The sequence below is a fragment of the Phocaeicola coprocola genome, assembly GCF_041333015.1.
GTDB classification, from domain to species: Bacteria; Bacteroidota; Bacteroidia; order Bacteroidales; family Bacteroidaceae; genus Phocaeicola; species Phocaeicola coprocola.
Genome location: NZ_JBGKGM010000001.1, coordinates 963,146 through 985,753, shown reverse-complemented (window position 1 = coordinate 985,753; position 22,608 = coordinate 963,146). Strand labels below are relative to the sequence as shown.

Here is a 22,608-nt window from a genome sequence, read left to right as displayed (position 1 = left end):
TATGGCTATAAATTCACGTCAAGTACAAACTCAGGCCCAGCAGCAGGTTCAGACTTTATCTCCACAGCAGATATTGGCAGTCAAATTATTAGAGCTGCCTACTGTAGAATTGGAAGAACGTATTCATTCTGAACTTTTGGACAATCCTGCTCTAGAAGAAGGCAAAGAACATACTGAAGAGGCTGAGGGACATGAAGATGACTATCCTGCCGATGAAAATGAAGAATCCGGAACCGACTATAATGATGATTTGTCGTTGGGAGATTATCGCACAGAGGATGACATTCCCGATTATAAGCTTCAGGAGAACAACCGTTCTAAGGGAGAAACTCCCGAAGAGATCCCTTTTTCGGACAGTGTTTCATTTTACGAAACGCTGAAAGAGCAGCTTGACATGCAAGATCTTACTCCCGAAGAAAAACAGTTAGGCGAGTATCTTATCGGCTCTTTGGATGATGACGGTTTATTGAGAAAAACAACAGAAGCCCTGATGGACGAACTTGCCATCTATCAGGGTATTTATACAACTCCTGAACAACTGGAGCATATCTTGTCTATCATACAGGATTTTGATCCTGCGGGAATAGGAGCACGAAGCCTTCAGGAATGCCTCTTGCTGCAAATCAAGCGGAAAGAAAACTCTCCGCTGAAACAAATAGAATATGATATCATCAACAAATGTTGCGATGATTTCACCAAGAAAAATAAAGATAAAATATTACAAAAGTTAGGGATAACTGAAGAACAATATAATGCAGCCGTAGTGGAACTGACCAAGCTGAATCCGCGTCCGGGAAGTTCCATGGGAGAAACAATCGGTAAAAACTTGCAGCAAATTATTCCTGATTTTATTGTTGAGACAGAAGAAGACGGTACTATTCATCTTAGCCTCAACAACCGGAATGTTCCTGAACTGCGCTTAAGCCGTGAATTTACTGAAATGCTTGATGAGCATACACGCAATAAAGCTAATCAAAGTAAGGAATCGAAAAACGCATTATTATTCCTCAAGCAAAAGGTAGATGCAGCTCAGGGATTTATCAATGCTGTTAAACAACGCCAGCAGACATTGCTCAGTACGATGCAGGCTATTATAGACTTGCAACGACCGTTCTTCCAGGATGGTGATGAGTCTTCACTCCGACCTATGATACTGAAAGATGTGGCCGAACGTGCACAACTGGATATTTCAACAATTTCACGAGTGAGCAACAGCAAATATATACAGACTAACTTCGGAATATATCCACTCAAGTTTTTCTTCAGCGACGGATATGTAACAGAAAACGGAGAAGAATTGTCTGTGCGTGAAATCAAACAGTTCCTGAAAGAGTGTATCGACAAGGAAAATAAGGATAAACCTTACACCGATGACGAACTGGCCGACATGCTAAAAGAAAAAGGATATCCGATAGCACGACGTACGGTTGCCAAATACCGCCAGCAGCTTAACATTCCAGTCGCACGACTAAGAAGATAAACCAAACGACAAAAAACAATCATAACACAAGGATGGAAGAAACTAATATTCCCGATCAGTTAACATATCATGCTCCTTCTCAGGAAACAACAAAAGAGCCTAAAGATGCACTATTTATGGCAGCACGTATCATCTCTGCCATATTTACACCTTTTATGGTTCCTTTTGTAGCGTTTTTGCTGCTTTTCTTTTTTACATATTTACGAATACTCCCCCTGCAATATAAACTGACAGTTCTGATCATGGTATATTGCTTTACCATTCTCCTTCCGATGCTTGGTATATACCTTCTTCAGAAAATCAATGGCTGGACGTTACGGGAGCTGGGGAAGAGAGAGAAACGCTTTCTGCCATACCTGATTACGATCATGAGTTATACAGGATGTTTTCTGACCATGTACCGGATTCATCTTCCACGCTATATGAGCGGAATAATCATAGCTACTCTGCTTTGTATGGTTATCTGTACCAGTATCAACTTGAAATGGAAAATCAGCACTCACATGGCCAGCTGTGGTATGATTATCGGAGGATTACTTTCATACAGTTTCATTTTCCAGTTCAATCCTATCTGGTGGCTCTGCGGTTTTATTTTACTGGCAGGAATGTTAGGTTCCGCACGAATCATCGTCCGCCAACATACTTTAAACGAAGTTGGAGGAGGTTTTTTAGTCGGTTTGTTTTGCGGTATCACTGGAATTTTGTTTATTTGAAACATAATTATATTAACCTCTAAAATACTAAGATTATGAATTTCCCAACTAATGTAAAGTACACGAACGAACACGAATGGATTCGTCTGGAAGGTGATGAAGCTTATGTAGGAATTACAGATTATGCACAAGAACAATTGGGCGACATCGTCTTTGTAGATGTAACGACCGAAGGTGAAACTCTAGAAAAAGGTGAAGTATTCGGAACCATTGAAGTTGTAAAAACTGTATCCGACCTTTTCCTTCCCATTGGTGGCGAAGTACTTGAAATCAATCCAGAGCTGGAAGAACATCCGGAACTGGTAAACAAAGATCCATATGGTGACGGCTGGCTAATCAAGATCAAACCAACTGACACTACAGAAATGGATGAACTGCTGGATGCTGAAGCATACAAACAGATCATTAATGAATAAAACTAAATAAACAGACATGAAACCAATTGTAAGTATCATCATGGGTAGTACGTCCGATCTTCCTGTTATGGAGAAAGCGGCGAAACTGCTCGACGAAATGCAAGTTCCTTTCGAAATGAATGCTCTTTCGGCACACCGTACACCTGCTGAAGTGGAAAAATTCGCAAAAGAAGCTGCCGGACGAGGTATTAAAGTCATTATTGCAGCAGCAGGAATGGCTGCAGCTTTGCCAGGCGTGATTGCAGCGAATACTACACTTCCTGTTATCGGAGTTCCCGTAAAAGGTTCTGTGCTCGATGGAGTGGATGCGCTTTATTCTATCATCCAGATGCCTCCCGGCATACCTGTAGCAACAGTTGCTATCAATGGTGCTATGAATGCAGCTATCCTTGCAGTACAAATGTTGGCATTATCTGATGAAGGACTCGCCGAAAAATTTGCAGCTTACAAGGAAGGTCTGAAAAATAAGATAGTCAAAGCTAACGAAGAATTGAAAGAAGTAAAATACGCTTATAAAACAAATTAATGGATTACTTCAACTATTCACGCCGAGAGGCAAATGAGGTATATGTTGGTGCCACTCCTATGGGTGGCACTAATCCTATCCGTATACAAAGTATGACCAATACGGTCACAATGGATACTGAGGCCTGTGTAGAACAAGCTAAACGCATCATTGAAGCAGGAGGTGAATATGTACGCCTCACTACTCAGGGAGTACGTGAAGCTGAAAACTTAAAGAATATCAATATCGGACTGCGTTCACAAGGGTACGACACTCCGCTGATAGCCGATGTACACTTTAATCCCAAAGTGGCAGAAGTAGCAGCATTGTATGCTGAAGGAGTACGCATCAATCCGGGAAATTATGTAGATGCCGCGCGCACTTTCAAGAAACTGGAATATACGGATGAAGAATATGCTCAGGAAATTCAGAAGATACGTGACCGCTTCATTCCATTCCTAAATACCTGTAAAGAGAATCATACTGCTATCCGTATTGGAGTAAATCACGGTTCATTGTCCGACCGTATCATGTCACGTTATGGTGATACTCCTGAAGGTATGGTAGAATCGTGTATGGAATTTCTCCGTATCTGTGTAGATGAACAGTTCATGAACGTCGTTATTTCCATCAAAGCCTCCAATACGGTCGTAATGGTCAAGACAGTCCGACTGCTGGCAGAACAGATGGAAAAGGAAGGTATGTCATTCCCTCTTCATCTGGGAGTTACCGAAGCTGGTGATGGAGAAGACGGACGTATCAAATCGGCATTAGGTATCGGCGCTTTGTTGTGTGACGGATTAGGAGATACTATCCGCGTTTCACTGAGTGAAGCTCCTGAAGCAGAAATCCCAGTAGCCCGCAAACTGGTGGATTATGTACTCCAACGCGAGAATCATCCCTATATACCAGGAGCAGAAGCAGCCGAATTTAACTATACCAATCCAAACCGACGCCATACAACAGCTGTTGAAAATATTGGAGGTGAACATGTACCGGTTGTTATATCTGCCCGTCTTGACGGTAATATGCAAATCAATGAGCAGTTCTGTCCGGACTACATCTATTGCGGACAGCAGCTTCCTGAAATGCGTCGTACCAATATCGGCTACATTGTAGATGCAAACATATGGAAAGGAGAAGAGGGGACTTATCCTGCCTTCAATTACCAGCAACTGGTTGAGTTGCACCACTGCAATGCAAAAGTCAAATTCTTATTCACTCCATATATGGGACTGAATGAAGAAGCTACAGCTTGTCTGCGCATGCATCCAGAAGTTGTTATCATTGCCCAAAGTAATCATCCGAATCGTCTCGGCGAATTTCGGGGAATCGCACATCAACTGATGAATCAAGGTTTAACCAATCCATTGGTATTCTTCCAATTTTATCAGGAAAACAATACAGAAGATTTGCAGATCAAATCGGCAGTCGATATGGGAGCATTGATATTTGATGGTTTCTGCGACGGTATTTTACTATATAATCACGGAAATGCTATTACTGATGAGAAAGTAGATGAAATTGCATTCGGCATTCTACAAGCAGGCAGAGCGCGTACATCGAAGACAGAATATATTTCCTGTCCCGGCTGTGGACGTACGCTATACGATCTGGAAGCTACCATCGCTCGTATCAAAGCTGCGACCTCGCACCTGAAAGGGCTCAAGATCGGTATCATGGGCTGTATTGTCAATGGTCCCGGTGAAATGGCAGATGCAGACTATGGTTATGTAGGGGCCGGACGAGGCAAAATCAGCCTGTACAAGAAAAAAGAATGTATTGAAAAGAATATTCCGGAAGAGCAGGCAGTAGAAAAGCTGATTGAACTAATTAAGGCGAACGGAGATTACAAGGAAAAATAAACTGCAATCTCAAGCAAAAAATCAGTATTCTGTACTATCAAATGTAATATTACAGAATAGATTTCAAAGAATGGAGCTGCCTCAAAATAAAACTGTGAAAGTAAAAATCTTATAGATTAAAACTTAAAAATAAAAATCTCCTGCTTTAGTCTTTGCTCATTTCGATATAGGGCTAAAAGCAGGAGTTTTTATGTTATAACTTATAGATTATTAGTATCTGATAAACATATTCAATAGACTGATTATTAATATCGTTTTATAGACAAACCCTCTGTTTAAGTTATTGTTCAAATTCATATATATCAATGAGTCATTGATGGCTTGAAAAGTGTTATCGGAGAAACAATGATAGATTATAAATAAGCTTATCTCTGCTTTTATTTTGAGATTCTTTCTCTGTTCTTGCTCTTTATAAATAAGAAGCCGCAGGTATAAGCTTTTGTCAATAAAGAACGCGTCAAAACAGAAAAGGTCTTACTTTAAAAGCATAAACTAAAAGGTTAAAAAAGGGTCGTATCAAACCTCATTTTGAGTAATGATACGACCCTTTTCATCTATAAGTGATGTGTAAGCTTCAAATTAGAGATTCCATCTTTTCCTATAATTTGATTTGATGGCTCATCTTCTATCTTACAGTTTCCTATTTCTGCTTCTCTGCAACTTTCACTGGAACCGACAATATCTCCTTGTATTTTTCTGGAGAATTCAGAACTTCAATAGCTTTATCCAAGTCCTCATCGTCTTTCAGACGTTGCATAACAGCTCCACGCTGATAAAAATATCGGGTTGCTATTTCTTCAGCAATTTGTTCTTTTATCGGTTTTGCAAAATAATCAAGATCACGGTCCAAGTTATGATTCAACTTTTGTTCCAAAGCCTTAAACTCCTCTGCTGCCCCTTCCATATAGCCTTCAAATTCGGCAACTTCTTTCAACGTCTTTAAAAGTCCTTCACTCTGACGGTCGTAAGTAAAATTAGCAGCCTTGACTTGTTTCTTAAATTCAGCATAATCAGCATCAGTAATCCGTATCGAATCGACAGAAGTAACAGCAGGATGCGTCAGACAATACTGAGTAACATAATCAAAAATCAAATCATCGTTCATCAAATAGAACAATATATTCGGGAACTTATCCCCTTTCACTTCAATATCCGGACGAATACCTCCACCGTCACGAACTTCACGTCCGGCAGCTGTATGGAATACAGTTGTCAAACTATCAGGGATACGTGCTACCGAACCGTCTGCATTCTTCTTTGCATAATCGATAGCCTGAATGCAACGGCCACTTGGAATATAATATTTAGATGTAGTAACCTTCAATGTACCATTATACGGCAATGGGCGAGTAGTCTGCACCAGACCCTTTCCATAAGTACGCATACCAATAATCACCGCACGATCCATATCTTGCATAGAACCGCTCAAAATTTCAGAAGCAGAAGCCGTATTACCATTTACAAGCACAGCCAGAGGCATTTCTGTATCTATTGGTTCATTCTGAGTTTTGAATGAACTGGCAGCCTGACGAATTTTTCCTTTCGTCACTACTATTTCTTTTCCTTTCGTCACAAAAAAGTTAATAATTTCTACAGCTTCCTGCAAAGAACCTCCTCCATTATCTCGTAAATCTATCACTAAAGACTTAGCTCCACGCTGCTTTAACTCAATAAATGCCTTTTTCACATCCTTGGCACAATTATCTGTAAAACCAGTCAGCGACAAATAGCCTATACTATCTTTAATTATACCATAATAAGGAACCGGATTGTTACGGATATTCTTGCGCGTAATTTTAAACTCCATCACGGTACTATCGTTCTTCAATGGACGAAGCACTTTTAAAACAAAAGAAGTACCCGGTTCACCACGCAAAGCCTCACTTACTTTCGATGAAAATTCCTGAGGTTTCATATTTCCTCTCAGCATTTCCTTTCCACCAACCGAAAGAATAATATCGCCCGCCTTTACACCAGCTTCTGCAGCCGGCATACCTTCAGTAGGTTCCACAATGGCAATACGATCTTTTTTCTTATAATATCGTATAGCAGCTCCGATACCACCATACTTTCCCGTAATCATTTCTTTCAGACTGTTGATACCCTCCTCCGGATAATACTCGGTATATGGGTCGGTCAGAGCCAGCATACCGTTAACCCCATTTTGAATCATTTTTTCAGGATCGATAGTATCTACATAAAATAAATCCAGCTCCTTAAAAATAGAATTGAAAATATCCAGATTCTTTGATATCTGAAAATTACGGTCATCATCTTTAAAGCTGGAAAGTCCCAAACCAAGAAAAATGATAAAAGCTCCAATCAGCGTTCTTTTTGTATTCATAGTTATCATGATTTTAGCTTGCAAATAAACATATTATTCTGCTCAAGCCTGCAAGACGGACTCAATATTTAACTTTATTTCGTTCCATTTCTTCTTTGTCAGGGCTGTTCCCACTGTCTGAATAACATACCCAGCCAAAATGGAGCTTATCTGTGCACACTTTTCAAGTGAATAGCCACATGTAAGACCATATAAGAAACCTGCTGCATAAAAATCGCCAGCCCCCGTTGTATCAACTACTTTCTTGACAGGGAAAGGATTTACACGAATAACCTCAGTACCTTTTTTTACCAATGAACCACTTTTACCTGTTTTTATGACTACAATGCTGCATTTAGATGATATTTCCTGTAAAGCTTCTTCAGGTCCTTTACCCGTATAGGCGCGTGCTTCGCTTTCATTAGCAAATACAATATCCACATATTTTGTAATCAACATATCGAAAAACTCACGCTCGGCCTCAACCACATTGTAGCTAGCCATATCAAGACAGATTTGCAAACCAGCCTCTTTTGCTAATTGCATGGCACGTACAATAAGATCATGATCCTGCAACAAATAACCTTCAATATAAAAATAGGAATAACCTTCGAACATTGAACGCGACAAGTCATCAGCACAAAGTTTGGCTGATGCTCCCAAATATGTACCAAAAGTACGTTCACCACAAGGTGATACAAATGTGGAAGCAACTCCCGAAGGGCAGTCACATTTCAACAAAGAAGTTTCTATTCCTCTTTTTTTTAATGTCCGCTCAAAAAATTGTCCGAATTCATCTGTACCAATTTTCCCAATAAATCCAACTTCTGCATCCAGCCCTGCAAGTGCACATATTGTATTAGCTGCAGCTCCTCCAGTTGCCCGATGAAGTTTCTGCCCAGCTGTCTTAGTACGTATATTAAATAATGTGTCCTCGTCTATTAACTGCATACTTCCTTTAGGCAAATTCAGGTCATTTAGCACCTCATCACTATCGATTAAGACCAAAACATCGACCAAAGCATTGCCCATTCCAATAATTTTATCCATTTATCAATATTTTTTTTGCAAAGATATTGCATATTTCAAAATATCCTACTACCTTTGCCACGCAATTGAGAAAAACCTTCTTCAGTAGCTCAGTCGGTTAGAGCATCTGACTGTTAATCAGAGGGTCGTTGGTTCAAGTCCAACCTGAAGAGCAAAATACTCAGATTGCAAAATGATTCTTCAGTAGCTCAGTCGGTTAGAGCATCTGACTGTTAATCAGAGGGTCGTTGGTTCAAGTCCAACCTGAAGAGCCATTCTTTTTAAACATATTAATCTTCTTCAGTAGCTCAGTCGGTTAGAGCATCTGACTGTTAATCAGAGGGTCGTTGGTTCAAGTCCAACCTGAAGAGCAAAAAAGTTCGTTCACAAGACGAACTTTTTTTGTAACCTAAAAATAAAAATAATCATGGACGATTCAGGGTCAGTAGAAATTTAGTGGGGATACGCATATAGCTTCGCAATGCGGAATAAAAAGAACTTCTTATCAGCTACTCCTCTTAGATTTGCTCTGAACAGTTTAATTTTTGCATTGAACGATTCTGCCATCGCATTTGAAGAACGATGGTTGTAGAAATTCAGTATTTCATCATAGTGCTCATAGAAAGTAGCAGCAATGACATTAAAAGAATGCATCCCTGCTTCTTCTACTTTATTATACCATCGTGCCATAGCCAGACGTGCAGCGTCCTTTATGGTGTTCTTAGAGAAAATCATCCGCAGGGAATGGCACAAACCGTATGCCTTTTTGATGTCAGGGTATTCCTCAAATAGGATTGCTGCCCTTTGCTTCTGTTTTTCTGTCCATTTATCAGCTGACTTGAAAAGCAGATACCGGGAGCGTATAAGTAATTCCCTACGGGTATCGCCATTGGAATATCGGTATGGGACATAATCTTCGTTCTTCCGCTTAGCTTCTTCCATTTCCTCATTGGCCTGCTGTATGGCATCCCAACGGTGTTTGATGCGTAATTCCTGCACAGCATCACAAGCTAATCTCTGAATGTGAAAACGGTCTATCACACGGCTGGCTTCAGGAAATGCAGTCCGTACAATCTTGCGCATGGAGTCTGAAAGGTCAAGTGTCACTTCTTTAACGGCATAACGGCTTTCCTCGTCAATTCGTTGCAGTACAGCTATTACATCCTCTGATTTAGTTCCTGCCACGACAGCTACCAGGGAGCACTCTCTCGTACAGGCATCACGGTTGGTTACAAAGGTGTAAAGTTCACCGTTGGAGAGTGAGGTCTCGTCAATCGCCAGATACGGTCCCATATTTTCCGGAAACAGCATCCATTCACCGGCATGGGATAACTGTTCCCAATTACGATATCCGCTGAGAACCTCCTTGTACTGTTTTTCAAATGTATGACCATCTATATGATAGAATTCCTCAAGCGTACGGCAGGTCACTGGGGATGTCTCCATACGTTTCTTTTAAAAAAGCCCCAAATTCTTTGGAGTATCTGGTTCCCTTGGCTACAACATCGAGGTCGATGGGAATACTGAAACTTTTACCTGTGCGCAAGTCCGTCCAACGACGACGTCTGATCTTGAGGATTACCTTATGGTCCCGTATGGGAAAGTCTGTCACATTAACAGCTTCCATAAAACCTTTGGATTCAAAATGTTCGTCATTGCTTAACTTGGAATTCATCTTTTCATCCAGACTAATATGAATCTCTTGAGAGGTTTGTTCAACTCCAGAGATAAGAAAGTAATCTAATATCTGAGCCGGCAACACGAGGCTGGCTAGCATATTCAAATAATCGTTTTTCATAATGCGAAGTAAGCAATACTTTACGAGTATAAAAAATAATCCCCACTAAATTTCTACTGACCCACGATTCAAACTCGCGAACGTGCACAAGTAGTATTAACCTTCTCCTCCGGGGGTAAGCGAGGTTTTGAATCCATTTATTGCCTTGCTCACACCACCGGCGGATACAAAATAAGAAAGGAGCAACGCAATGAGAAAGTATCTTTACAGTGAAACAGGAGGTTTCGTAGAAAAAAACAACTGGCTTCCTAACTGCTGGGTAAATGTAGAATGCCCTACCGATGATGATTTCAAATTTTTAAGAGAAGATCTAAAAGTTCCAACTTCCTTTTTAAACGATATAGCCGATACCGACGAACGTCCTCGTACAGATACAGAAGGGAATTGGCTACTTACCATTTTACGTATACCCGTACAAACACCTAATCAGAAGGTGCCATACACAACTGTACCCATTGGTATTATTACTAACAATGAAATTATAGTATCCATCTGCTACCATTCAACCGAAATGATACCTGATTTCATTCAGCATATCTGCCGTAAATCAATCAATATTCCGAATAAATACGAGCTGATCTTACGCATTATCTATTCATCAGCTGTATGGTTTCTAAAATATTTAAAGCAGATAAACAACGAAGTAAGCATGGCAGAAAAAGAATTAGAGCAAAGTATCAGAAATGAAGACTTGCTCCGATTAATGAATCTGCAGAAGACATTGGTATACTTCAACACTTCCATCCGCGGAAATGAAGTCATGGTAGGGAAGTTACAAAACATTTTCAATGAGAAAGATTACCAAAATCCAGAACTGACAGACGACGTCCTGATTGAACTGAAACAGGCTCACAATATGGTAAATATCTACAGCGATATCCTGACCGGAACAATGGACGCCTTTGCATCAATCATATCGAATAACGTAAATACCATCATGAAACGTATGACAAGTCTATCTATCATTCTGATGGTCCCTACACTGATAGCCAGTTTCTACGGTATGAATGTCGACATACATATAGAAGAAGTTCCACATGCTTTTTCTATCATTGTTTTTTCATCGATCTTCCTATCGGCCATGGCTTTCATCATTTTCCGCAGAATAAAATGGTTCTAACTGAACATACCAAGAACCTTTATACAACTATAAATAAACTAAGAAAATGAAAATCGTATTATTAGAATCATTGGGAATCAGCGAATCATCCCTGCAACGCCACATAGCTCCACTAACAGAAGCCGGGCATGAATTTAAGGCCTATCCTAAAAATACCGATCCAGCAGTTCAAATAGAAGAAGCTAAAGATGCCGACATTATTATGATAGCCAACATGCCGTTGAGAGCAGAAGTTATCAACAGCTGTTCAAAACTCAAATATATTGATGTTGCCTTCACAGGTGTAGACCATGTTGATCTTGAAGCAGCCCGCGCCAAAGGAATACAAGTAAGCAATGCTGCAGGATATTCTACACAATCGGTAGCAGAGCTGGCCCTTTGCATGATGATTTCCTTACTCCGAAACGTACCTCAGGTATCTGAACGCTGTCGGGAAGGAAGGACAAAAGACGGCCTGGTAGGATGTGAACTGAGAGGAAAGACTGTCGGTATCGTAGGAGCAGGAGCCATCGGAACACGTACAGCCGAACTGTGTCACGCTTTCGGATGTACAATTTTAGGTAACAAACGTCATGTAACGGGTAATGAACCTTCCTTCATTCATTTCGTAACATTGGATGAACTGCTGGAACAATCAGACATCGTATCACTTCACTGTCCGCTCACTCCCGAAACTCATCACCTGATTAATGCAGAACGTATCAGCAAAATGAAACAGGGAGCTTATTTAATAAATACAGCCCGTGGAGGAGTAATTGATTCGGAAGCACTAGCCCAAGCCTTAAACGAAGGATATCTAAGCGGAGCCGGAATCGATGTATTCGAAAATGAACCTCCACTCGATACAAATCATCCGTTACTGCACAGTAAAAATACAATTGTAACTCCGCATATAGCCTTCGCTTCTGCCGAGTCAATGGAAGCGCGGGCAGAAATTGTATTCCAAAATATCAAAACATGGCTGGAAGGAAAGCAGCAAAACATTATCTTATAAAACAGAATACTAGATACCAACTTGAAGAACACTCAAGCTGATATCTAGTATACTATATCCATAGGCTCATCCCTATTTACACTATTTAAGATCATGTAAGGCAAAGAATTACAACGATTTAATTAACTTTGTAATAATATACCTTGGAGAAACCTTACAATAGCATATTTTACACAATACTTATCGAATAAAAACCTAACAATACCATGAAAAAAGAATGCTTGATTTTATCTGCCCTAATAAGTACTGCCAGCGCCTTCTCCCAGCATAAAGCTCCTAATATCATCTTTATACTATGCGACGACATGGGATATGGCGATCTGGGCTGTTATGGACAAAAACTAATCAATACCCCTCATATCGACCAAATGGCAGCAGAAGGGATGCGTTTTACACAAGCATACGCAGGAAGTCCTGTAAGTGCTCCTTCACGTGCAACCCTGATGACCGGGCAACATAGCGGCCACACTCACGTACGAGGCAACAAGGAATACTGGCCTCAATCGGCAGTCGTAACCTACGGAGAGAACCAAGATTACGCAGTTGTCGGTCAGGAACCATACGATTCAACTCATGTTATCCTCCCCGAAGTCATGAAGAAGAACGGATACACAACCGGTATGTTCGGCAAATGGGCAGGAGGCTACGAAGGCTCCTGGTCTACTCCCGATAAACGAGGTGTAGACGAATTCTACGGATACATATGTCAGTTCCAGGCACACTTATACTATCCCAATTTTTTGAATCGCTATAGCCGTTCGAAAGGCGACAAGGAAGTGAAACGTATCGTACTGGAAGAAAATATCAAGTACCCGATGTTTGGTGACGACTATTTCAAACGCCCGCAATATTCGGCAGACCTTATTCATCAAGAGGCACTGAAATGGCTGGACGCACAAACCGGAGAGCAACCGTTCTGCGGCATTTTCACATACACCCTTCCCCATGCAGAACTGGCACAACCACACGACTCCATCTTTAACGATTATAAAAAGAAGTTTTTTACCGACAAAACTTGGGGTGGAGACGAAGGTTCACGATATAACCCTTCGGATCACACTCATGCACATTTTGCCGGCATGATAACACGCCTGGACGCTTATGTAGGAGAAATTTTCAAGAAGCTGAAAGAAAAAGGACTGGACGAAAACACAATTGTTTTCTTCAGTAGTGACAACGGGCCTCACGAAGAAGGAGGAGCCGATCCTGAATTCTTCGGACGAGACGGTAAGCTAAGAGGCCTGAAGCGCCAATGCCATGAAGGAGGCATCCGTATTCCATTCATCGTACGCTGGCCAGGACACATCGCAAGCGGAACAACCAACGACCACCAGCTCGCTTTTTATGATATTCTGCCCACTTTCTACGAACTGATAGGTGACAAAAAATTTCCAGATAAAAATAAAGATTATTTCGACGGAATATCCTTTGCCCCTACCCTTCTAGGGAACGACAAAAAACAGAAAGAACATGAATTCCTATACTGGGAGTTCCATGAAACCGATCAGATGGCAGTACGTATGGGCGACTGGAAACTTATCGTCAAGAAAGGAGTCCCATCACTATACAATTTGAAGGAAGATCTACACGAAGATCAAGATGTGGCCAGTCAAAATCCATCAATCGTAAAGACTATGTTAGGTATTATCCAACGTGAACACCAACCCAGCGACCTCTTTAAAGTAACATTACCTACTTTCTAACATAATTCATATCTGATACACTTAAAAAAAATAATCCCCTCACTTAGCTTTACACTCCAAAGTCAAGCTAATGTGAAGGGGTTTTTTACAACCATTTTTAAATAAAAAGGACATTCAGGCTTCTTCCAAAGCCCCAATATTTCTATCAGTCATTACTGTTTTTCTTCCGGAGTCATTTTCGTTTCATACTCCTTAATCCATTGTTCCATCTGCTTATTAATAGTTTCACGCTGTTCTTCATAAGTAGCTTCTGAAACAAATTTCAAAGTGTGAAATTTATTCAAGACATCAGCAGATACCATTGCTATTTTAATATCATCAGCAACCGTTACCGTATCACCTGCGGCTATAGGGTTCCCTTCAGCCTTTCCGGTAAACGAGGCACAATCCAGATTATTTCCTTCCGTATCCGTTACAAAGCAATATGTAAAAAGATAACGTTCTGATATGTCTTCCGTAGCAACAACCTGATATTTCAGCTCAACTTTCAGTTCGTCGAACATGAACGAATTGAAAGTAAAAGAAGGTAATTCAATATCCGTAATAGTTACATCCGATACAACTTTATAAGGCAAGCCCTCCGTTTCCTGATAACTTACAACCTTCCCAATCAACTTATCAGCCAGTGTCTTTCCTTCTTCCTTGCTTTTCTCCGAAAGATCCATTGCCAGTTTAACCACTTTCTCAACTGTTTCCTGATCTTGCGAATACCCACTTGCCTTACCTATTTCTGATACCTGAGCACAAAAATCCAATCCCTGCTTTTCATAATATGCAGGAATTTCACCCAACATACCTTCCGAAGAAGATGTACTTCCACCACAAGAAGATAAAATCAATGCAACAATAGAACACGCTGTTGTTCCTAATACTCTCATATACATATGCCTTTATTTTTATGTTATTAGCTTTCCCACCCCGGTTCACCCGCTCCATATTGAGCAAGCAAACTTCTCTTTATTGCTGCTTTTGCAAATTAACAAATAAAACAGATTACTATTTGTCACCTAAAAAGGTGATTATTTTTTAAATTATAAGTAAAAAGCCATTATCTCTTCCTGATAAAGAAATAATGGAAATAAAAGCCGTATATTTGCTCTCAGAACATTCACGGCTAAACACTATGAAAAAAATATACCGCTATTTACTGTTAATACTGCTATTATCGGGAATCTGTCCGCTCCATTCAGAAACAATACCAGCCGACACATTGCTGATGAGGTTATATGAACGTGCAGCCAGCTTAATGGAAAAAGGTAAACTTGATCAAGCCCAGCAGACTTTCGACAGTGCCTTTGCCATGCCCGAAGCAAAACAATCTCCTGTATACCCCATCCTATTGAACGAACAAGCTACCCTTATGTCGTACGTAGGAAAAGATGACGAAGCCTTCGACATGAAAAAAAGTGTTCTTCCTTATCTGCCACAAATCAAAGATCTGGAAAAACACATCAGCGTATACAATGACCTTGCTATCTTTTATCGCCGGCAGCACATGAACGACTCAACCATTTACTACTACAATAAGGCCCTCGATGCTGCCCTAAAATACAAAGACGAAGGATGGATTACACATATTTACAACAACGTTTCTATATTTTATTTCAACATACGTCTGTTAAACGAAGCCGAAAAATATACAGATCTGGCCGCCCAGCATGCACAAGACAGCAATGACATATTTGTAGCATTCCATACCTGGCAGCTTCGTAGCGGCATTAAAGTTGAAGTAAACAAGCTGGACGAAGCAGAATATTCAATCCGAAAAGCCTGGGAAATAGCCAGTCAAGCCGGCAATAACTCCACGACATGGAAAATAAGATGTATGCCCTCATTATTAAGAATATTCGAAAAGAAAGAGCAAGCAGATTCGGTAAACTGGTATCTTCAGCTTGGCGACAAGCTTCTGAAAGAAATTCCATCTTCCGGAATCGCAGCCATTGGCTATATTCAGGTACGTGCCAGTATGGAGATGAAAAGGGGAAACTATGCAAAAGCCCTTCAAGATCTGTTGTGGCTGCGTAAAAGGAACACAGGCAGCGAACCCAAAACACTACTGACACAAATAGCCCAATGTTACGATGCAGTAGGGAACAAGCAACTGGCATATATATACATGGACAGCGCACGTATGTGGACAGACACGCTAGCGCAGCATAATCTGACTCAGAAAATGGCAGAACTTAATGTCAAGTTCCAAACTCAGGAAAAAGAGCTGCAAATCAGCAAACTGGAACAAGAGAAACTGGCACATCAAGCTTTCCTGCTCAAAGCCTCCGTATGCGTCGGATGCCTGCTGGTTATCGTATTGATAGTTATACTGACATTACACTACAAAAAACGAATGGCAGAAAGAAAGATCAAACTGCTCCAGCAGGAAAATGAGCTGAATGCAGCGCGACGCTACATAGAAGGCCTGGAAGAAGAATGCAAATATTTTGCCAAAGAGTTGCACGACGGCATTGCCAACGATCTGCTAGGATTACAAATGAAAATAGAGAATACCACAAATTCTGACAACGTACAGGAACTAGGTACGCTCATCAAAGAGGTAAGAAACAATGTACGTAATATTTCCCATGAGCTGATGCCTCCCGAATTTGAGCATTTAAGTCTGGATGAAATATTATATCAATATGCCGAGAAGTTAAGTGAAAACACAGGCATACAAGTCACATATACATCCGGTTCGTGCAACCCGATACCGAATGAAACAGCATATGAATTATACCGTATAGTTCAGGAAATCACCATGAATATTGTCAAACACGCCAATGCACACTGCATTTCCGTCAGCCTTTATTCTGAGCACGAAAAGCAATATACATTGAAAATAACCGACGATGGTACCGTAACTACCCCTCATAAAGCAAACAGCAGAGGAATAGGACTTCGGACTGTAAACGACCGTGCCAAAGCAATCGACGGTACTATCCAAAGAGAATCGTCTGAGAACAACAATATATTCACACTACAATTTAAAGTAAAATGAATCCAGATATATACAAGTTACTGATTGTCGACGATCATCCGATTGTAGCAGAAGGCATTGTGAGCATCGCTTCACAGCAAAGCAACATACTATGCAAAAGCATAACTCGCATGGAGAATCTACTGCCAACAATATCCGCCGAAAGTTTCGATCTCTGCATTATCGATCTGGAACTTCCTGAAATAAACGGCTTTCAGCTTATTCATCTTTTGCAGGAACAAATGCCCGACTGCAAGATTCTGATTTATACCATGCATGAAGAGCCATGGGTTATAGCTAAATTAGCAGAAGAAGAAATATCAGGAGCCGTATCAAAAAATGCAAGTACAAGCGAACTGAAGCAAGCTATCAATCAAATCAGACTTGGGCATAAATATTTCAGCGAAGTATTCTCCATTCTTCATAAAAAACAGATAAATATTGACTTACATAAAATACCAGAATTGTCAAAACGCGAAAAAGAGGTGCTCACCTATCTCTCCGAAGGTCTCAGCACTTCCGAGATATCAGACCTGCTGTGCCTCAGCACAAATACGATACAAACATACCGGAAACGTCTGATGGAAAAACTGGAAGCAAAAAATGTAGCAGAGCTCGTATATAAAGGAAAAGAAATATTCTAACTGCATCTTTCACACCCTTCACATATCATAAAATATTATTTGCTGACTCATGTCTGCAAGACTTCGTGAAGGGTGCGAAAGGGAAAATGCCTAATAAACTTTATTTCTAAAAAAACATCAGCATCTTTTGCCCAAATCTTCGAGAATTTTTCTAAAAATTTGTACAAAAATAATCCATAATAAGGCGTTATTTTAGAAGGATTTGTTAGTCGCTCATTTTCAGGAGAATATATTTAGTACATATAGTTAAAGATACATTGCAGACAAACATTGTATACTCTTTATTATTTGCTCACGCAATGATTGTGGAGAAATAACTTCCACATCAGAACCCAATCATCTATCATAAAGCAAATATCTGTAACTTTATACTTTAAGAACATTTGTTTAATATCATAATCCAATATTCAAAATGCTTATTACTATATTAATTTTATTTACCTATATTGAATTCTCATTAAAATATTATAATTTTACGCTCATCGAAACGGATGTGTTTCCATCTCTTAGCTAATATGCCTCAGCAAAACAACGTATGATACAATTCAACTTTACACTATTTTTATTCAATTATCATATTATATAATCCTGATGGGAAATGATACCATACATAGTTTTCACTTTCCTCAACAACAGGATAAGACAAAGAACTTAATCTCATATTATTAACTATAATTTTTTTGTTTGCAGGCAAAGCTACTAACCCTGATGAATTAGCCGGAATTCTGATTTTCCAATTCAACTTTCCTTGCTCATTTCTCCAACTACTTGATATCGTTCCATAAGGGGATTCAACAGAGCCTTTTGCCCACTCCATATAAGAAGTCATTGTTGGATTAAAACGAATTATTTTAAACCCAGGGCCTGAAACATCTGGACGAATTCCCAAAATATCTTCATAAAACCAAACATCATATATAGCTTGCATTGGGTGATTCAAAGAAGCTTTCATTCCAACAGACATGCTAGCAGTGCTAGTAGGTAAAATCTCCCAAAGAGTTGTAGCATCAGCTTTCTCCCACATCCACGAGAAACTATATTCTCCTTTCTTAGTAAATGCATTCCATGCAATCTGTGGATTCCCATAACGCGAAAGAGCCTTTCCTATATTTCCTAGTCCGAAGATTCCTGTATAAAAGAAGTTATTATGTTGCTCTTTCATATTATATGCAATTGCATCAGACACCGCATTCTCCTCCCCAACAGGTACTAAACCATAATCTAAAGCCATTGAATTAGCAGTTTGACTACCATATGTATGACTTTCCTTATCATAAAATTTTTCAATGAAAGCAGTTTTTATACTATCCCGCAATGTCGTGTATCTAATAGCATCATTTACTTTTCCCAATACTACTGCAGATTGAGTCAACAAATCAACATCATGATAATGAAAAGCTGTCGAACTCAACGGAATAGGACAATCAATATTGGAATTACCCCCTGGTGGACACCAATCCCCAAGTCCGTAAGGAACAATATGATTTTCAGCTAAATTCGCTACATGGTTCACCCACAACTTCATCTTATCATAATAAATATCTAAAGCTTCCTTATTACCATAATAAATATATATATTCCACGGAATCTGAACTACTGCCGTCCCCCAATCTGGAGATGCTACACCACATAACCGACGTCCCGGAGAAATCATAAATGGAATACCTGATTGTTTATCTGCAAAATAGAATTCTGAATTATAAAGCTTTTGATATAATGTATTTCTTAAAAATACAGATGAAGATGAACTAATATCTTCCATATATTTCATCCAAAAATTATTCATGCTATAATTATAGTTTTCAAAAGGAAATACAGCATGAGCATCACCTAACCAACCACAACGTTCACGATGAGGGCAGTCTGTCGGCAGACCATGAATATTACTAAGCATTGTGCGAATAGCCATCTTATGCAAACGGTTAATCGTAGAATCAGAACATTCAAATGATCCACACTTTTCAACATCAGTATATACCGTAACAACTTTAAGCCAAGAAAGTTCAGGATTATCTTTCATACCAGACAGTTCTATATATCGGAATCCATGATAAGTAAAACGTGGAGTCCACCGTTCTTTTCTCTTTCCTGCACAAATATACTCATCTGTCTGAATAACACCGGTTGCAGCCACACCCGTTGTACTAAAATCAATAGTTCGGTCAGGATTAAGCAACTCTCCCATTCTCATCTTAAGTCTCGTACCTTGTGGCTGCTCAACTTCCAATAACGGAATCCCAGCTACATTAACTCCAAAATCAAATATCCAACTTCCGGATGGTGTCTGCCATAACTTAACTGGTTTTATAGTTTCTTGCATACGAATCGGTTCAACAAGTTGTGGATCAAGACGTTTTGGTATAATTCCAGAAGCTATACAAGCATGTTTCCAACCATCAAATACAGTTTCAGCCTCAGCCCATCCTTCAATCTCTTTATTAGCATCATAAACTTCCCCAGCATAAATATTTGAACTCAAAATAGGACCAGGAGCCCATTCCCAGCTCTCATCGGTTGCAACAGTCAGAACAGAACCGTCACTATAAGTAATATCTAATTGAGCGTATAAAATTGGTTTACCATAGCTGAAGTTCGGCCCCCAAACCAAATCTTGATTATACCACCCATTTCCAAGCATCACACCTATGCAGTTATTTTCTTTCTTCAATAATGAAGTAACATCAAACGTACTATAAAAAGCATAATGCTCATAATTAGTTTGTGCTGGATCAAGAACACGAGTTGAATCCACTCGATTACCATTAAAAAACAAATCACTACACCCTAATCCAGATAAGTAAATTACAGCCCGAACAGGTTGGGCATTGATTTTCGAAATATTAAAGATCTTACGAAAATAAGGAAGTGGAGACTTATCTTTCCATTCAGATGTAATCCATTTGCCTTTCCATTGTGAAGAATCTGGCCCCAAAGAAAAATAAGCAGGTTCACTCCACAATGTTTCGTTATTATTAGCATCCCAAATACGGACACGCCACCAATACCCTTTTCCTGCTTTCAATTTTAATCCCTGTGGCTTAATGTTTAACTGTTGTTCGGAAAAATTTCTTCCTGACTTCCAAACGTCAGCGCTTCCATTGTAACCATTCTATTTTCCGCCACGACAATTTTATCGGCTGTTTTTCAGCCGATAAAATAAAAATGTCCGCAAGAAAATAGTTTAGTTTTAACATTCCGATTTATAAAAACATGGCAGAAGGACCTTCTTGTCGCAGTCCTTACCATGAAGAATACATTCAAACAAGTGCTTCAGGTAATCCTGAGGGGCTATATCATTAAGCTTGCAGCTTTCTATCAGAGAAAAGATGAATGCCGAGTTTCCTGCTGCATCCTCACTGCCTATGTTCATACAGTTCTTGAGCAGCAGCTTTACAGGTTTCATCCTTTGCTCACAGAGGTTGTTCGATATTTCCGCAGAACCGTCCTTGAGGATATTTTTCAGGGATTTCCACTGGTTTATCGTATAGTTCACAGCCTTTCTCATCAGTTCGTTTGCCATGAGTTTGGTATCCTGCATCATCATGACCACCTTATGATGGATACGTTCAAGAATAGGTCTCGTAAGCTTAAGTCTTTTTTCCTTAATCTGCTCACCGCTGAGTTTCATTGTGCGGAACAAGTCTTCATTTCTGAACATATCACCGATAGGGTCTATTATATCCATCGCAGTTCTGTCTGATGGCAAGGCATCGACCCACAGCCTCCTGCAGTGTGTCCAGCATCCTATATGAAGCACCTTTGAGTCTTCTCCGTCGAACATCCTGTAAACCGTATATCCGTCTGTAGATACAGATCCCATAAAATGTTCAAGGAAGGTCTTTGCTACATCAGAGGCTCTGCTGCCGTTATTGTAATGATAGTAAACCAACTTGACATGCTTTGCAAAAAAAGCCCATAAATACTTTCTCCTGTAAGCCTTGCCTTCCGGTGTTTCAACTCCGACAAGCTCGGTCGTCTCGTCAACCATAAGGTATTTTGCCTGTTGTACAAACTCCTTGAAGACATCTTCCATAAACTCCCTAAGTCTGGAGATTCCGTTATGGATATAGCTGTTCAGCGTGGTGTTGCTTATGTGGATGCCTTCTCTTGCAAGCAGTCTTATCTGTCTGTTCTCAGGCATACTGAAGTCATATTTCAGACAAAGCAGACGGGCAAGCAAATCAGGGGAAAAGATTCCTCCAAGGTTTTTCAAGGGATGCTCCATCGTGTTAGTGAAAGTGCCGTCTGCAAGCTTTACCCTTGCCACCTTGTACACATGCTCCACGTTATGAGCACGCACATGTTCTATAAACCTGTATTCCCACACATCAGCCATTCCGTTACGCTTCATAAGCCTTGCACCATCCGGGAGTTGGTAATAGTCTTCTATTTCATGAACAATTACCTTATCCACCTTCAGCCTGGTCTTTGCTGCACGGGGAGCAGTTTCCTTTTTCCTTGAAGGCCTGCAGTTCTGTGCAGGTACGTTACCGGAAGAGGTATTGCTGCCGGTACCGTTACCATCGGTCTTATTATCATCATCACCTTTCTTGCCAGAACCGTCGTACTCGGACTTCTCCATTGCAGACTTGTCGATGTTACGGTTGTTCAGCAGCCTTCTTTGCTCTGAGGTACGGCCGAAACGGTGTTTCCTGCTGCCCTCAAGCTGAAGCCTGAGATTGGATATCTCATTTGCCAGCATCATGTTCACCTCGTCTTTTGCCTCAAGCTGCTTTCTCATAAGTTCCATCTCTTTCCTGTAATGTTCAACCGTACTCGATTGCTTTTCGAGGGATTCTTTGAGGTCATTGATTGTATCAACCAGAGCCTTGGAGTTCTCTTTGTTTGATTCTTCAATAGCCTTAAGCCTCGCAATCAGTTCGTTTACTTGTTTGCGAAGCCCTGCCTTTTCCTCATTCGCCAGACCCAGCTGGCAGCAAAGTAACTCGTATGCCCTTTCATCAATCATGATATAAAGGTACGAAAAATCAGGCAGTTACGCAAACTCTTTATCGTTTATTTTGTATCATTTTGTTGATAATCAATG

General features: G+C 40.2%; 17 protein-coding genes and 3 tRNA genes. 13 read left to right on the top strand and 7 right to left on the bottom strand.

Features of this window, described 5'->3' with window-relative positions; all coding sequences use genetic code 11:
- Position 1: 1 nt before the first annotated feature.
- The 5 genes from rpoN (at position 2) to ACDG22_RS04085 (ending at position 4,979) form a co-directional block, all read left to right on the top strand.
- Positions 2-1,480, top strand: a complete 1,479-nt coding sequence (gene rpoN, locus ACDG22_RS04105; RefSeq protein ID WP_022125158.1) for an RNA polymerase factor sigma-54 — start codon at positions 2-4, stop codon at positions 1,478-1,480.
- 116 nt (positions 1,481-1,596) lie between these two features.
- The gene (locus ACDG22_RS04100) at positions 1,597-2,193 is read left to right on the top strand and encodes a hypothetical protein (protein WP_050756974.1); all 597 of its coding nucleotides are present in this window, start codon (positions 1,597-1,599) and stop codon (positions 2,191-2,193) included.
- A 35-nt stretch (positions 2,194-2,228) separates the two neighbouring features.
- Positions 2,229-2,609: a glycine cleavage system protein GcvH gene (gene gcvH / locus ACDG22_RS04095; protein WP_007570330.1), complete on the top strand. Its 381-nt coding sequence runs from the start codon at positions 2,229-2,231 to the stop codon at positions 2,607-2,609.
- Between the two features lie 16 nt (positions 2,610-2,625).
- Positions 2,626-3,135, top strand: coding sequence for a 5-(carboxyamino)imidazole ribonucleotide mutase (gene purE / locus ACDG22_RS04090; protein WP_007570328.1), 510 nt, complete (start codon positions 2,626-2,628; stop codon positions 3,133-3,135).
- Complete coding sequence (locus ACDG22_RS04085) at positions 3,135-4,979, top strand: 4-hydroxy-3-methylbut-2-en-1-yl diphosphate synthase (protein ID WP_370858790.1); 1,845 nt, start codon at positions 3,135-3,137, stop codon at positions 4,977-4,979. The genes purE and ACDG22_RS04085 overlap by 1 nt, the downstream gene beginning before the upstream one ends.
- A 640-nt stretch (positions 4,980-5,619) precedes the next feature.
- Here the strand turns inward: ACDG22_RS04085 and ACDG22_RS04080 are convergent.
- A complete protein-coding gene (locus ACDG22_RS04080; RefSeq protein ID WP_270212597.1) occupies positions 5,620-7,323 on the bottom strand; it encodes a S41 family peptidase in 1,704 nt (567 codons plus the stop codon).
- A gap of 42 nt (positions 7,324-7,365) precedes the next feature.
- Positions 7,366-8,352 (bottom strand): adenosine kinase, encoded by a 987-nt coding sequence (locus tag ACDG22_RS04075; RefSeq protein WP_007570322.1) that lies wholly within the window; start codon positions 8,350-8,352, stop codon positions 7,366-7,368.
- Positions 8,353-8,430: 78 nt separating this feature from the next.
- Between ACDG22_RS04075 and ACDG22_RS04070 the strand changes: the two genes are divergently transcribed.
- The 3 genes from ACDG22_RS04070 to ACDG22_RS04060 all read left to right on the top strand — a co-directional run bounded on the left by ACDG22_RS04070 (position 8,431) and on the right by ACDG22_RS04060 (position 8,702).
- Positions 8,431-8,504: transfer RNA gene (locus ACDG22_RS04070), tRNA-Asn, on the top strand.
- Positions 8,505-8,529: 25 nt separating this feature from the next.
- Positions 8,530-8,606 (top strand) — tRNA-Asn (locus tag ACDG22_RS04065).
- 22 nt (positions 8,607-8,628) lie between these two features.
- Positions 8,629-8,702, top strand: a tRNA-Asn gene (locus ACDG22_RS04060).
- Positions 8,703-8,784: 82 nt separating this feature from the next.
- On the opposite strand, the gene ACDG22_RS04055 is transcribed toward ACDG22_RS04060, so the two are convergent.
- Positions 8,785-9,777, bottom strand: coding sequence for an ISAon1 family transposase (locus tag ACDG22_RS04055; RefSeq protein ID WP_155162804.1), 993 nt, complete (start codon positions 9,775-9,777; stop codon positions 8,785-8,787).
- A complete protein-coding gene (locus tag ACDG22_RS04050) occupies positions 9,743-10,129 on the bottom strand; it encodes an ISAon1 family transposase N-terminal region protein (protein WP_007565224.1) in 387 nt (128 codons plus the stop codon). Before ACDG22_RS04050 ends, ACDG22_RS04055 begins: the two co-directional genes overlap by 35 nt.
- 190 nt (positions 10,130-10,319) lie before the next feature.
- On the opposite strand from ACDG22_RS04050, the gene ACDG22_RS04045 reads away from it, so the two are divergent.
- From ACDG22_RS04045 to ACDG22_RS04035, 3 genes are all read left to right on the top strand, one after another.
- Positions 10,320-11,249 carry a magnesium transporter CorA family protein gene (locus tag ACDG22_RS04045; protein WP_022126102.1) on the top strand — a complete coding sequence of 310 codons (930 nt, stop codon included), beginning with the start codon at positions 10,320-10,322 and terminating at the stop codon, positions 11,247-11,249.
- Between the two features lie 46 nt (positions 11,250-11,295).
- Positions 11,296-12,243: a 2-hydroxyacid dehydrogenase gene (locus tag ACDG22_RS04040; RefSeq protein ID WP_336312496.1), complete on the top strand. Its 948-nt coding sequence runs from the start codon at positions 11,296-11,298 to the stop codon at positions 12,241-12,243.
- Between the two features lie 206 nt (positions 12,244-12,449).
- On the top strand, positions 12,450-13,946 hold the full coding sequence (locus ACDG22_RS04035; protein WP_370858789.1) for an arylsulfatase: 1,497 nt from the start codon (positions 12,450-12,452) through the stop codon (positions 13,944-13,946).
- A 152-nt stretch (positions 13,947-14,098) separates the two neighbouring features.
- Here the strand turns inward: ACDG22_RS04035 and ACDG22_RS04030 are convergent, their stop codons facing one another.
- On the bottom strand, positions 14,099-14,824 hold the full coding sequence (locus ACDG22_RS04030; RefSeq protein ID WP_177593482.1) for a hypothetical protein: 726 nt from the start codon (positions 14,822-14,824) through the stop codon (positions 14,099-14,101).
- Between the two features lie 245 nt (positions 14,825-15,069).
- Here ACDG22_RS04030 and ACDG22_RS04025 point away from each other — a divergent pair, with 245 nt between their 5' ends.
- A complete protein-coding gene (locus tag ACDG22_RS04025; protein ID WP_177593480.1) occupies positions 15,070-16,938 on the top strand; it encodes a tetratricopeptide repeat-containing sensor histidine kinase in 1,869 nt (622 codons plus the stop codon).
- Entirely contained in the window at positions 16,935-17,561 is a 627-nt protein-coding gene (locus tag ACDG22_RS04020; protein WP_177593478.1) for a response regulator, read from the top strand. Before ACDG22_RS04025 ends, ACDG22_RS04020 begins: the two co-directional genes overlap by 4 nt.
- A 562-nt stretch (positions 17,562-18,123) precedes the next feature.
- On the opposite strand, the gene ACDG22_RS04015 is transcribed toward ACDG22_RS04020, so the two are convergent.
- Positions 18,124-20,604, bottom strand: coding sequence for a family 78 glycoside hydrolase catalytic domain (locus ACDG22_RS04015; RefSeq protein ID WP_442439630.1), 2,481 nt, complete (start codon positions 20,602-20,604; stop codon positions 18,124-18,126).
- Positions 20,605-20,748: 144 nt separating this feature from the next.
- The gene (gene tnpC, locus ACDG22_RS04010; RefSeq protein ID WP_370858787.1) at positions 20,749-22,530 is read right to left on the bottom strand and encodes an IS66 family transposase; all 1,782 of its coding nucleotides are present in this window, start codon (positions 22,528-22,530) and stop codon (positions 20,749-20,751) included.
- Between the last annotated feature and the right edge of the window lie 78 nt (positions 22,531-22,608).